Origin of the sequence: Peribacillus sp. YIM B13482 (genome assembly GCF_042787975.1) — a bacterium.
Lineage (GTDB): Bacteria > Bacillota > Bacilli > Bacillales > DSM-1321 > Peribacillus > Peribacillus simplex_A.
In genome coordinates this window covers 24,113-37,822 of the sequence record NZ_JBHZPF010000031.1, presented here as the reverse complement: position 1 = coordinate 37,822, position 13,710 = coordinate 24,113, and the positions used below count along the sequence as shown (strand labels likewise).

General features: G+C 41.4%; 12 protein-coding genes. All 12 read left to right on the top strand.

Annotation, left to right across the window (positions count from 1 at the left end; genetic code table 11):
* Window positions 1-17 precede the first annotated feature (17 nt).
* A complete protein-coding gene (locus ACFX4L_RS15500; protein ID WP_061461279.1) occupies window positions 18-332 on the top strand; it encodes a YerC/YecD family TrpR-related protein in 315 nt (104 codons plus the stop codon).
* Between the two features lie 232 nt (window positions 333-564).
* On the top strand, window positions 565-1,260 hold the full coding sequence (pcrB, locus tag ACFX4L_RS15495) for a heptaprenylglyceryl phosphate synthase (protein WP_061461280.1): 696 nt from the start codon (window positions 565-567) through the stop codon (window positions 1,258-1,260).
* 55 nt (window positions 1,261-1,315) lie between these two features.
* Window positions 1,316-3,562 (top strand): DNA helicase PcrA, encoded by a 2,247-nt coding sequence (gene pcrA / locus ACFX4L_RS15490; protein ID WP_377405589.1) that lies wholly within the window; start codon window positions 1,316-1,318, stop codon window positions 3,560-3,562.
* A 104-nt stretch (window positions 3,563-3,666) separates the two neighbouring features.
* Window positions 3,667-5,673 (top strand): NAD-dependent DNA ligase LigA, encoded by a 2,007-nt coding sequence (gene ligA, locus ACFX4L_RS15485; protein WP_377383870.1) that lies wholly within the window; start codon window positions 3,667-3,669, stop codon window positions 5,671-5,673.
* A gap of 11 nt (window positions 5,674-5,684) precedes the next feature.
* The gene (locus ACFX4L_RS15480) at window positions 5,685-6,854 is read left to right on the top strand and encodes a CamS family sex pheromone protein (RefSeq protein WP_061461283.1); all 1,170 of its coding nucleotides are present in this window, start codon (window positions 5,685-5,687) and stop codon (window positions 6,852-6,854) included.
* A gap of 389 nt (window positions 6,855-7,243) precedes the next feature.
* Window positions 7,244-7,534: an Asp-tRNA(Asn)/Glu-tRNA(Gln) amidotransferase subunit GatC gene (gene gatC / locus ACFX4L_RS15475; protein WP_061461284.1), complete on the top strand. Its 291-nt coding sequence runs from the start codon at window positions 7,244-7,246 to the stop codon at window positions 7,532-7,534.
* A 12-nt stretch (window positions 7,535-7,546) separates the two neighbouring features.
* Window positions 7,547-9,007 (top strand): Asp-tRNA(Asn)/Glu-tRNA(Gln) amidotransferase subunit GatA, encoded by a 1,461-nt coding sequence (gene gatA / locus ACFX4L_RS15470; RefSeq protein ID WP_377405587.1) that lies wholly within the window; start codon window positions 7,547-7,549, stop codon window positions 9,005-9,007.
* 12 nt (window positions 9,008-9,019) lie between these two features.
* On the top strand, window positions 9,020-10,447 hold the full coding sequence (gene gatB / locus ACFX4L_RS15465) for an Asp-tRNA(Asn)/Glu-tRNA(Gln) amidotransferase subunit GatB (protein WP_061461286.1): 1,428 nt from the start codon (window positions 9,020-9,022) through the stop codon (window positions 10,445-10,447).
* Window positions 10,448-10,630: 183 nt separating this feature from the next.
* Complete coding sequence (locus ACFX4L_RS15460) at window positions 10,631-11,173, top strand: sigma-70 family RNA polymerase sigma factor (protein WP_377383864.1); 543 nt, start codon at window positions 10,631-10,633, stop codon at window positions 11,171-11,173.
* A complete protein-coding gene (locus ACFX4L_RS15455; protein ID WP_317778341.1) occupies window positions 11,170-11,637 on the top strand; it encodes a hypothetical protein in 468 nt (155 codons plus the stop codon). The genes ACFX4L_RS15460 and ACFX4L_RS15455 overlap by 4 nt, the downstream gene beginning before the upstream one ends.
* A complete protein-coding gene (locus tag ACFX4L_RS15450) occupies window positions 11,630-12,700 on the top strand; it encodes a hypothetical protein (protein ID WP_377383861.1) in 1,071 nt (356 codons plus the stop codon). The genes ACFX4L_RS15455 and ACFX4L_RS15450 overlap by 8 nt, the downstream gene beginning before the upstream one ends.
* Entirely contained in the window at window positions 12,697-13,626 is a 930-nt protein-coding gene (locus ACFX4L_RS15445; RefSeq protein WP_284471953.1) for a LiaF transmembrane domain-containing protein, read from the top strand. The genes ACFX4L_RS15450 and ACFX4L_RS15445 overlap by 4 nt, the downstream gene beginning before the upstream one ends.
* Window positions 13,627-13,710: the final 84 nt, after the last annotated feature.

Genomic DNA, 13,710 nt, shown 5'->3' with positions numbered 1-13,710 from the left:
AATTGAGGGGGAGTAACATGCAAATTGATAAGTTAAGAGGAAAAGAAACGGATCAGCTGTTTAAGTCGATCCTTTCCTTGCGTGATTTGGACGAATGTTATCGATTTTTTGATGATTTATGTACAGTTAATGAAATTTCATCGTTAGCACAGCGTCTTGAAGTAGCCCGGATGCTTGAAGAAGGTAAAACCTATCATAAAATCGAAACGGAAACAGGTGCAAGCACGGCTACGATTTCCAGGGTCAAACGCTGCTTGAATTACGGAAATGACGCTTATTCAATGGCTCTTAACCGTATTAAAGAAAACGTTGAGGAAACAACTGAATCTTAATGCATTCGATTTTTTATATGGTGAATCAGAAAAAGCCGAGGAATTCATTTCCCGGCTTTTTATTTTGAGTTTGGCCTTTCTTTTGTCAGCTGTCTTTTTGCCGTATCCGTGTTATATTGGTTTTTAGATTCAGAGGTTTCCATTTGGTAAACATTTTATCGATACTTCTCTTTTTTAATGAAAAATCTTAATGCTATAATGGTGTAATGGGAAGTGTGAATGGAGGATTATTATGTACGATTTTCGCGAGTGGAAACATGTTTTCAAACTCGATCCAAATAAAGAAATAAGTGATGAGGCTCTTGAAAAAGTCTGTGAATCCGGTACGGATGCAATCATGGTCGGGGGAACGGATGGAATCACGCTTGAGAATGTGCTTCATTTAATGGCACGGGTCAGACGATATACCGTCCCATGTGTAATGGAGATTTCTTCTGTTGAAACGGTGACGCCAGGGTTTGATTTATATTTCATTCCAAGTGTCCTGAATAGCACCAACCCGGATTGGATGATGAAACTGCATCAGCAAGCAGTCAAAGAATACGGATACCTTTTGAATTGGGATGAAATTTTCGTTGAAGGGTACTGTATTCTGAATGCCGAGTGTAAGGCTGCTCAATTGACGAAAGCCAATACCCAACTGGATATGGATGATGTGGGAGCATACGCGATGATGGCAGAAAAGATGTTCAACCTGCCGATTTTTTATCTGGAATACAGCGGTGATTATGGCGATATCCAGATGGTGGAAGCAGCCAAAGAGAGCTTGGAGAATACCGTACTTTTCTATGGCGGTGGGATAAAATCAGTTGAACAGGCCAAAGAGATGTCTAAGTTTGCGGATGTCATCGTTGTTGGCAATGTGATTTATGAAGATTTGAAAGCGGCACTTGCAACTGTTACGGCAGTTAATGAAAACATGAAATAAATATAGTATACTAAAACATAAAACGGAAACGAATGTTCGTATAGGTGGTGTGATAATGCAATATTTAGCGGAAAAATTACTAATAGGTTTGAATGAACAGCAACAAAAAGCAGTAAAGTCAACTGATGGCCCACTTTTAATCATGGCTGGGGCAGGAAGTGGAAAGACGCGTGTGCTGACTCACCGAATAGCTTACTTGATGGTCGAGAAGGAAATAGCACCTTGGAATATCCTTGCAATCACGTTCACTAACAAAGCTGCACGTGAAATGAAGGAGAGGATCCGTGCCATACTTGGCGGTGCGTCAGAGGATATCTGGATTTCGACCTTCCACTCGATGTGTGTCCGCATTTTACGAAGAGATATCGATCGTATCGGTTTTAATAGGAACTTTTCGATATTGGATACGACGGATCAGCAATCGGTCATTAAGCAAATCATGAAAGATCGTAATATGGATACAAAGAAATATGATTACCGGGCGATTTTGGGTAGCATCAGTTCAGCAAAAAATGAATTGGTCGGGCCGGAAGAGTACCAGAAGACAGCGTCGGATTACTTTACTAAGGTAACTGCCGATGTATATACGGAATACCAAAAACGGTTGAGGAAAAATTCAGCGCTCGATTTCGATGATTTGATCATGATGACGATTCAATTGTTTCAACTGGTACCGGAAGTACTTGAATACTATCAGCGCAAGTTTCAATACATTCATGTTGATGAGTACCAAGATACGAACAGGGCTCAATATATGCTTGTTAAACTACTTGCTTCACGTTTCCGTAATCTCTGCGTTGTCGGGGATTCTGATCAATCGATTTATCGCTGGCGCGGTGCGGATATTGCGAACATCCTTTCATTTGAAAAAGATTATCCGAATGCCAACATGATTTTCCTTGAACAGAATTACCGCTCGACGAAAAAGATTCTTGCAGCGGCGAATAAGGTCATCGATAACAATCAAAACCGGAAGCCGAAAAATCTTTGGACCGAGAATGCAGATGGTAATAAGCTATTCTATTACCGTGCAGACAATGAACAAGGGGAAGCGCAATTTGTAGCCGGAAAGATAAATGAGTTAGTTCGGGACGGCAGTAGGAAGTATTCCGATATAGCAATCCTTTACAGAACAAATGCACAATCACGTGTCATGGAGGAAGTTCTGCTTAAATCCAATATAAACTATGCTATAGTCGGGGGCACTAAGTTCTATGACCGTAAAGAGATTAAGGACTTGCTTGCCTATCTTCGCCTTATTGCGAATCCTGACGATGACATCAGTCTCCGCCGTGTAATCAATGTACCAAAACGCGGAATTGGTGCAACTTCAATGGACAAAGTGGCAGATTATGCAGATCAGTATGATGTTTCCATTTATAAAGCACTTGAATCCGTGGAAATGGTAGGGATTAGCGGGAAGGCTACCAAAGCGGCTAGGGAATTCCATACGCTGATCACTAACTATACAAATCAGCAGGAGTACTTATCCGTAACGGAACTGGTGGAGGAAGTCATTAAGAAAACCGGTTATCGTGAGATGCTGCAGGCAGAAAAAACGATTGAATCGCAAAGCCGGCTTGAAAATATAGATGAGTTTTTATCTGTTACGAAAGCATTCGAAAGTAACAGCGAGGACAAATCATTGGTCGGCTTTTTAACTGACCTGGCGTTGGTTGCCGATATAGACCAACTTGATGAGAACTCTGAAGAAGTTACTAATACTGTAACGTTGATGACCCTGCATTCAGCGAAGGGACTTGAATATCCGGTGGTCTTTTTATTGGGCCTTGAAGAAGGGGTTTTCCCTCACAGCCGCTCGCTCATGGATGAAGAGGAGATGGAAGAAGAACGCCGTCTGGCCTATGTGGGAATTACAAGGGCTGAAAATGAGCTATTCATAAGCAATGCCCAAATGCGGACATTGTATGGACGGACCAGTATGAATCCAGTTTCACGTTTCATCAGTGAAATACCAGAGGAACTCCTTGAAGATCTTAAACCAAAACCGGCTCCTAGAGCTAGGCAAACACCTTTCAGTTCTTCGAGAACTGGATCTCCTTCAACAGCTTCCACAAGAAAAGTTCCTGCCTTTGGTAGAGCCGTTTCTGCACCATCCGCAACCGGTGGTGAAGAGATCGGCTGGGCTGTCGGTGACCGTGCATCCCACAAAAAGTGGGGTATAGGAACCGTGGTGAGCGTAAAAGGGGAAGGCGAAGGGAAGGAACTGGATATCGCATTCCCAAGTCCAATCGGTATCAAACGCCTACTGGCTAAATTTGCACCAGTTGAAAAAGCTTAAGCTATTAATATGAATCTTACTGGTAAAGAATAGGGATATCTGACTTTAGACACCGCTCTTCTATAAGAAGTGCGGTGGAGTCTTCTTTAGAAAGGATTGAACGTATGGACTTACAAGCTGCTGAGAAGAAAGTTCTAGAACTGCAAACGTTATTGAACCAATACAGCTACGAATATTATGTGATGGACCAGCCATCAGTACCTGATGCTGAATATGATCGGATACTCCGTGAGCTTATCGAGTATGAGGAGAAATTCCCGGAACTGCAAACGCCTGATTCTCCGACACAACGGGTCGGTGGCGCCATTTTAGATATGTTTGAAAAAGTGGAGCATACCACACCGATGCTTAGTTTAAGCAATGCATTCAATGAAAGTGACTTACGGGATTTCGACAGAAAGGTCAGACAATCTGTAGGTGACGATTTTACCTATGTATGTGAATTGAAAATTGATGGACTTGCCGTCACTCTTCAATATGAGAATGGATATTTCGTAAGAGGGGCAACACGTGGAGATGGAACGATCGGTGAAGATATTACAGCAAACCTGAAAACGATCAAGTCGATTCCATTGAAGATGCGTGAGCCGGTTGCCATAGAAGTACGCGGTGAGGCATTCATGCCAAAAAAATCATTTGAAACTTTAAATAAGGCTAAGGAAGAACGTGGTGAGGAACCATTTGCAAACCCACGGAATGCAGCTGCTGGCTCGTTAAGGCAGCTTGACCCAAAACTTGCTGCGAAACGGAACTTGGATATTTTCCTTTATGCGATTGCCGATTTAGGAGAAACAGGGGTCCAATCCCACAGTGAAGGTCTGGATTTGTTGGATCGATTGGGGTTTAAGACGAATCGGGAAAGAAAAACATGCTTGAATATAGAGGAAGTACTAGCCTATATAGTAGAATGGACAGAACAACGTCCAAACTTAGCCTATGATATTGATGGAATTGTCGTAAAGGTGGATTCCCTTGAACAGCAGGATGAATTAGGTTTTACTGCAAAAAGTCCGCGTTGGGCCATCGCTTATAAATTCCCAGCTGAAGAAGTCATTACAACCCTACGGGATATCGAGCTGAATGTTGGACGTACGGGTGTATTAACCCCAACAGCTGTGTTGGATCCCGTTCGGGTAGCGGGTACGACTGTGCAGCGAGCATCTCTTCATAACGAAGACTTAATCCGTGAAAAGGACATTAGAATCGGAGATCAAGTGGTCGTGAAAAAAGCGGGCGATATCATTCCAGAGGTGGTCAATGTACTGGCAGAACGCCGTACAGGGGAAGAGGTCGAGTTTCAGATGCCGACTGAGTGCCCGGAATGCGGCAGTGAACTTGTTCGGCTGGATGGTGAGGTTGCTTTACGTTGCATCAACCCGAAGTGTCCTGCACAAATACGGGAAGGCTTGATTCACTTTGTATCCCGGACAGCTATGAACATAGACAGTCTTGGTGAAAAAGTGATTAGCTTGTTGTTTAAAGAGGAACTCATACAAGATGTGGCTGATATTTATAAGCTTACATATGATCAACTCATTGCATTGGAACGGATGGGGGATAAATCCGTCAATAAACTCCTTCAAGCAATCGAAGCTTCGAAAAGCAATTCGTTGGAAAAATTACTATTCGGGTTAGGCATTCGCCATGTTGGTTCGAAAGCGGCCAAGACACTTGCACGGGAGTTCGTGACGATGGAAGCCTTAAGCAAGGCGAGTCGTGAAGAATTAACATCCATTAATGAAATAGGGGATAAGATGGCCGATTCCATCGTAGCTTATTTTGAATTGGAAGAGGTCCATGCGCTATTGAACGAGTTGGAAGCAGCCGGTGTGAATCTTACTTTTAAAGGGCCAAGAGCTGTTCCTATTGAAGATATCGATTCCGCTTTTGCAGGTAAAACAGTCGTTTTAACGGGTAAATTGCATCAGCTAACACGTAATGAAGCAAAAGAAAAATTAGAGGCGCTAGGAGCTAACGTTGCTGGAAGTGTCAGCAAGAAAACCGATTTGGTCGTAGCTGGCGAAGATGCCGGTTCCAAACTGGAAAAAGCGGAAAGCCTAGGCATCATGGTATGGGATGAAGAGAGACTGATTGAGGAACTAAAAAAATAAGAGGTGTAGATATGAAGAAACACTCTATTTTGGGGATGATTCTTATACTGCTTCTTGCTGGATGTGCGCCTAGTTTTGAGGATAAGCAAGAGGTAGTTCAAGACTCCAAAGACAAAAAAGAGACGGCAATTATTCCGAAGTATAAAATTTCGGATGAATATTATCAAACGATCCTACCGTTTGAACCATCAAAAGCACGCGGTTTGGTCGTATCTAATTTAAATACCCGATATGATATTGAAGAATTCGAAAATGGATTGATGCGGTTGGCCCAAACCCAATTCGACCCGGAAGATTACCTGTTTCAAGAGGGGCAAATGCTTGATAGTGCAAAGATATCTTCCTGGCTGAACAGAAAGTATACCAAAAGTCAGTTGAAAGAAAAGGGTATGGATGCCTCAAAGAACGTTGGCTTGAATCCGGTTGACCCAGGTAAAGGTGACATTGATAAGCGAAATGAAGAAAATCCAATCTATCTTGCCCATATTCTAGAACATAATTACTTAGTCAAAACAAAAGATAATTCAGTGAGTCTAGGCGGGGTTGTAATAGGTCTTGCGCTGAATTCAGTGCATTACTATCAAAAAGAGGCATACGGTGCCACCTATGAACAGAAAATCGATAGTAAAAAGCTAAAGCAAGAAGGGGAGAAAATTGCTGCAGAAGTCTTAAAAAGACTGCGTAAAATGGACAAGCTGAAAAATGTCCCGATTACGATTGCCTTATTCGAGCAAAAGGAAAAGTCTTCAGTAGTCCCTGGGAATTTCATTGCCTATACCAACATTGATAAGAACTCTGACAATATTGGAAAATGGACAAACTTGGACGAAAAGTATTTCCTATTTCCTTCTGCTAGTGCAGAAAAAAAATATCGTGATGACGTCAAGACTTTCACGAACTTTAAAGAAGATGTCGAAGAATATTTCCCTAACTTTAACGGAGTCATCGGAAGGGCGTTCTATATGGATGATCAATTACAAAGTCTGAACATCGATATCCCTATTCAATTTTATGGGAACTCGGAAGCGATTGGTTTTACCCAATATGTTGCTGGGCTTGTAATGGAACGTTTCCCTAAATATATTGCCGTACAAGTATCCATTACCTCCGTAAATGGACCTGAAGCGCTCATTGTCCGTGAAGCAAATCAGGACGAACCAACCGTGCATATATATGAATGAAAAAAGATGAAGCTTAACGGCTTCATCTTTTTTTGCGGCAATCTCTGAAATCCACTCTTTCATTTAATTCCGGGAGGCGAATTTCAAAATAACCTTTAGCAAGGAACATAATAATAGTAAGTAAACCCTTCCATTTTAGGAAGCGAATACTTGAAAAAAGGAGAGCATTTGTCGAATTTTAAAGGTCTTCTTGTCATTTTCCCGGAAATTCCGGCAACTTCCCCATATTTCCCGGAAAATATCGCTTTTTCCTTGTGAAATAATTGAATTTCGACATTGTATCTCTTGTTGCTTTACTGTGTAATAGTTTGATATGATTTAAACGATGATTTTATGGAGAAAAGCGACGAATTTCAGTCGATTTGGATATTTTTTCGGAGGTGAAGAGAATGTCACGTATTTCTATGGAACAAGTTAAACACGTTGCCCATTTGGCTCGTTTGGCAATTACGGAAGAGGAAGCACAACAGTTTCAACATCAGCTTGACCAAATGATTTCATTTGCGGAGCAGTTGAATGAGCTTGATACGGATCAAGTAGACCCGACTTCTCACGTTTTGGATATGAAAAATGTAATGCGCGAAGATATTGCAAAACCAGGATTGCCAGTAGAAGAAGTAGTTAAAAATGCACCGGATAGCAAAGAAGGATATATCCGTGTACCATCTATAATTGAATAAGGAGGGACAATGATGTCGTTGTTCGAACAAAAGGTTTCTGAGCTTCATGAACGCTTACATAAGAAAGAGATCAGTGTCACTGATCTTGTTAACGAATCGTATGAGCGAATTGGACAGGTAGAGGACAAGGTAAAGGCATTTTTGACACTTGATGAAGAAAACGCCCGCAAGCAAGCAAGACGATTGGATGAACAATTGGTAAAAGGTGAGAACAAAGGCGCTTTGTTTGGTCTGCCAATCGGAGTGAAAGATAATATTGTCACTAAAAATTTACGGACGACTTGCGCGAGTAAAATCTTGGAGAACTTTGATCCGATTTATGATGCAACCGCCGTTCAAAAGTTGCAGCAGGCAAAAACGGTTACGATCGGGAAATTGAATATGGATGAATTTGCAATGGGTTCTTCTAATGAGAACTCCGCATTTCAGGCGACACGCAATCCCTGGAATACGGATTATGTACCAGGCGGTTCTTCGGGTGGTTCAGCTGCCTCTGTCGCTTCCGGTGAAGTCCTATTCTCTTTAGGTTCCGATACGGGTGGATCAATCCGCCAACCAGCGGCATATTGTGGAGTTGTCGGCTTAAAACCTACATATGGACGGGTTTCCCGATTCGGACTTGTGGCTTTTGCTTCTTCTCTTGACCAAATTGGACCGGTTACAAGAACGGTCGAAGATAACGCCTATTTGCTTGAAGCGATTTCAGGTGTAGATCCAATGGATTCGACCTCTGCTAATATTGACGTACCGAATTTTGTTAATTCATTAACAGGCGATGTAAGAGGATTGAAAATAGCGGTACCTAAAGAATATCTTGGTGAAGGCGTTGGCGAAGAAGCACGTAATTCCGTACTTGAAGCATTAAAGGTATTAGAAGGACTTGGGGCTGAATGGGAAGAGGTTTCCTTGCCACATTCCAAATATGCTTTAGCTGCATATTATCTGCTTTCTTCATCTGAAGCTTCAGCTAACCTTTCACGTTTTGATGGAGTGCGTTTCGGCCATCGTACAGATAATGCAGAAACTCTTATAGAAATGTATAAGCAAACTCGTGCAGAAGGATTCGGTGACGAAGTGAAACGCCGTATCATGCTTGGAACTTTCTCCTTAAGTTCCGGATATTATGATGCATATTATAAAAAGGCTCAAAAAGTACGTACTTTAATCAAAAAAGACTTTGAAGATGTCTTTGAAAAATATGATGTCATCGTTGGGCCGACGACACCTACGCCTGCATTTAAAATTGGTGAAAAAGTCGACGATCCATTAACGATGTATGCGAATGATATCCTAACGATTCCAGTCAATCTTGCTGGCGTACCGGGTATATCCGTGCCATGTGGATTCGCAGCGAATGGGCTTCCGCTTGGACTGCAAATGATTGGAAAGCATTTTGATGAAAGTACGATTTACCGCGCGGCTCACGCATTTGAGCAAGCAACAGATTTTCATAAACAATTTCCTAAGCTGTAAGGGGTGAAAAAAATGGACTTTGAAACGGTAATTGGTCTAGAAGTACACGTAGAATTAAAAACGGATTCTAAAATTTTCTCAGCGAGCCCGAATCATTTTGGTGCCGCTCCAAATAGTAACACGACTGTAATTGACCTAGGCTACCCAGGCGTATTGCCTGTCGTCAATAAAAAGGCTGTTGATTTTGCAATGAAGGCTGCAATTGCTCTGAATTGCGAAGTGGCGGAAATTACGAAATTCGACCGAAAAAACTATTTTTACCCGGACAATCCTAAAGCATACCAAATTTCACAGTTCGATCAACCGATCGGTGAGCATGGTTGGATTGAAATTGAAGTCGATGGCAAGAAAAAGAAAATCGGTATTACCCGCATTCATATGGAAGAGGATGCTGGAAAGCTGACACATAAAGGGAACTATTCACTTTGTGATTATAACCGCCAAGGTACCCCTCTTGTTGAAATCGTATCCGAACCGGATATCACTTCCCCTGAAGAAGCATATGCTTATTTGGAAAAGTTGAAATCCATCATTCAATACACAGGCGTTTCCGATTGTAAAATGGAAGAAGGCTCACTTCGCTGTGATGCTAATATTTCCTTGAAACCTGTCGGGCAAAAAGAATTCGGAACGAAAACTGAATTGAAAAACTTGAACTCATTCAACTTCGTTCGCAAAGGATTGGAGCATGAAGAGATCCGACAAGCGGAAATCTTGAATGAAGGCGGGATAATCGAACAGGAGACCCGCCGGTTTGACGATGCTACAGGCAGAACGGTACTAATGCGAATTAAGGAAGGTTCCGATGATTACCGTTACTTCCCGGAGCCAGACTTATTGACAATCCATATCGATGAAGAATGGAAAGCACGCATTGCTGCTGAGATTCCAGAACTTCCGGATGCCCGGAAAAAACGTTATGTCGAGGAATTTGGCTTACCGGAATATGATGCCGCCGTTTTAACGGTAACGAAAGAAAGTGCTGATTTCTTTGAAGCGACAGTAGCTTCAGGAGCGGATGCAAAACTAGCATCAAATTGGATCATGGGTGAGGTTTCTGCTTTCTTGAATGCAGAAGGAAAAGAGCTGCATGATGTCAAATTGACTGCTGAATCGTTGGCAGGAATGATTAAGCTGATTGAAGATGGTACAATTTCTTCTAAAATCGCTAAAAAAGTTTTCAAAGAATTGATTGAAAACGGTGGGGACGCTGAAACGATCGTCAAGGAGAAGGGACTAGTCCAAATTTCCGATGAAGGCGCGTTGCGTACGGCTGTTGAAGAAGCGTTGAATAATAACCCGCAATCAATTGAAGATTTTAAAGCCGGGAAACAAAAAGCAATCGGCTTCCTTGTCGGGCAAATTATGAAAGCGACAAAAGGACAGGCTAATCCACAGCTTGTTAATAAAATTTTGGTTGAAGAAATCAATAAACGTTAATATTGACCGTATCACTTTTTTAAGGTGGTACGGTTTTCTCATGATTAAGGAAAGCAAAAATGAGAAAAATAATCGGAATTTCAAGCGGGAAAAAAATTTTGATTTTTTCGGAGTTATCTGTAGGGGTAACTCCTTTTTGTGTCGTCTATTACATGGATGCATAGCAGGAAAGGAGGAAGAGAAGTGACGGATGAGTTAGTTGAGAAGGTCAGGGCTGGGAATGATCATGCATTCCGATTGTTGATTGAAACGTATAAACAGACGATTTATAGAACCGTCTATTCCGTCTTAAGAAATCAAAAGGATGCAGAAGATGTTACCCAGGAAGTCTTTATCAAAATCTATACTTCTCTTCCTCAATATAACAATCAAGGGTTCAAAACTTGGATTACCCGTATTGCGGTCAATCATGCAATAGATCTAAAGCGAAAAAGGGTACGTCAAAAGGAAGAACCGCATGAGGAACGTTCATCGGAAGCTAATTTGGGCTTAACTGATGATGTCGAGGCAGTATACTTTCGGAATGAAAGGCGAAAGCAAGTATTACGGAAGCTGAATGACCTTCCGGAGGGGTATCGGGACGTTGTATATGGCTATTACATAAAGGAAAAGACATTCAAGCAAATTGCGGAGGAACAGCAGATTCAAGTTAAATCTGTGGAGGTAAAGCTATATCGGGCAAGAAATTGGATGAGAAAACATTGGAAAGAGGAGGATTTTTCATGAATCATGTTCCTGAAACAGGATGGGTTGCATATTTGGCAGATGAAATACCAGAGTCTCTAAAAATAGAATATGAAAATCATCTATACTCCTGTGACAAGTGTTTGTCCGCCTATTTGGAGGCAATGGAAAAAGAAGAATCCAGTCTGGAAATTGAAGGATTTGATATTGCCGGTCCTGTCATGGACTCGATTAGCCGATTGAAAGGCGGGTATGTTGAAGAGGATAAGCAACTCCGAAAAGAGAATTCACTCCGGACGATCACAAGACATTACCTGATTGCGGCCGGGTTTACGATCCTATTAATGGCAGGTGGAGTATTTCAATCATTTACAGAATACGTGGATTCTATGGAATCCAGAAGTGTAAAGGAAACTCAGTCCTTAACCGATGGGATTATTGATAAAACATTTAATTGGATGGACTCTATTGAAAAGAAAAATAAGGAGGGGTTTAGGAATGAATAAAAGTCCAGTAATAGCTTTTTTATTATCGTTTCTGCCAGGTTTCGGACATTTTTACCTGGGAAGGAAATATAAAGGGTTATTTTATTTTCTTGCTACGGCCGGATTGGGGCTTGGAGGTCTTTTTCTTTCATTGATCAGTCATGCGGATGCATTTCTAGCTTTATCCATTATTGGAATGGTGTTTTATTTCATAAGTATATTTGATTTGGTGGTCACCTCACTAATGAACCCCAAAAATGAAGCGGACTTAGAGGGAATGGTAGAACAGCCGGAAGCGGAAAGATTCTATGTAATCATCCTTTCATTTGTTCCAGGATTAGGGCATTTTCAACTGGGCCTCATGAATCGGGGACTCATTTTTCTAATCGGCTTTTTAGGCATGGGCACTATGGTGATATTCATCAGTGTGATGACACAAATGGAAGGTTTGTTAATATTCATGGCTCTTTTGCCTGTTATCTGGATTTACAGCTTTTTTGATTCGGTTCAACAGCTGAATAAAAAGCAAAGAGGTGAGAAGCTTATTGATCGGTCCGTTTTGGAAGATTTCGAAGAGAGACGGGAATCCGGGAAGAAGAGTAAATCGGTCGCGACTTTATTCGCTATATTCCCTGGTGCGGGTCACTTATATTTGGGGCTGCAAAAACGGGGGATACAATTGATGGCCGGTTTTTTATTCGCCATTTACATACTGGATTTACTCCGTTTAGGTTTCTTCTTTTTCCTTATACCGATCATCTGGTTTTATAGTTTTTTTGATGGATTGCAAAAAGCCTCGAAAATGGAGGAGGGTCCTGTTGAAGATACGCCCATCATTTCGGGAATCGTAAATCACCAAAAATGGGTAGGGTTTGGGTTGGTGGGACTTGGAATCTATTTTTTTGCTAGTAATATAATCGTCCCGGCCCTTGCCCCTCATTTAGATGAATGGATTGGGAGAAACCTGGAATATTGGTTCAAAGATTATTTTCAAAAAGGACTGGTATGCATCCTTCTAATAGGTGGGGGAATCAAATTGCTTTCGGGAAGTAAAAAAGGGAGAGTTAAGGAGGGGACAAAATGAGAACATGGAGAGTCGGAACGATTTCAATGGGAATCTCTCTGGTTAGTCTAGGTTTGGTTTTACTGGTTTCTCAAATTGCGGATATGAATTTGACGACGATTTTGCTATCTTGGTGGCCGTTGCTGTTCATTATCTTGGGTATGGAGATTCTCTTCTATATTTATTTTTCCAGAAAAGAAAGTTCCTTTGTAAAGTATGATATTCTTAGTGTTTTTTTTGTGGGGCTGCTTGGAACGACGGGGATTGCTTTAATTCTGCTAACATCAAGCGGATTGATGGATCAAGTTAGGGCAGCCGTGAATAGTGAAGAAAAAACGGTCAATTTGCCTGGTTTCAATGAAAAGGCCGGGAAAGACATAGAGAGAGTTGTCCTGGATACCGGCTCATACCCATTGACGATCGAAAGTGGTGCGGATGAGGAAGTTTCCATTTTTGGAACTTATGATGAGCGGGTAATGGAAGATGGTGATTCTTTGTTGAAGAAAGCGGAAGACTATTTAATGATTGAGAGAAATGGTGATACGCTTTATATAAGCTTCAAGGATTTGCCGAAAAAAAATGGATTTTTGGACAATGGTACAATGAATCTTAAGGCCACTCTTATAATTCCTGCTGACTTGGCAGCAGAGATAGACGGACAAAGTACCGATCTTGTGGTGAAGCCTAGAAGGCTTTTGAATGATTGGAATGTGAAGGATAGCGGGAATCTTAGCGTATGCCTACAGGGCAATAGTGATATCAAGATAGATGCTAGAGGGGTTGAGGAACTTGAAGGACCTGAGGATATCTGGAAGGTGACGGAAGTGAATGAAGAAGAAACAGGTGAAGAAGGCATTGTAAAAAAGAATGGGATATTCAATACTGGAAAAGGGAAGCATACTTTGACGGTCACCGATACATTTAACGTAAATGTTCAATATCAATGATTGAAATCATTTACTAGAATAAAATTGTAAAAAGCATTATAATTTCCCTGATAAGATTTCTAGTAAAGTGGATATAAAGATATG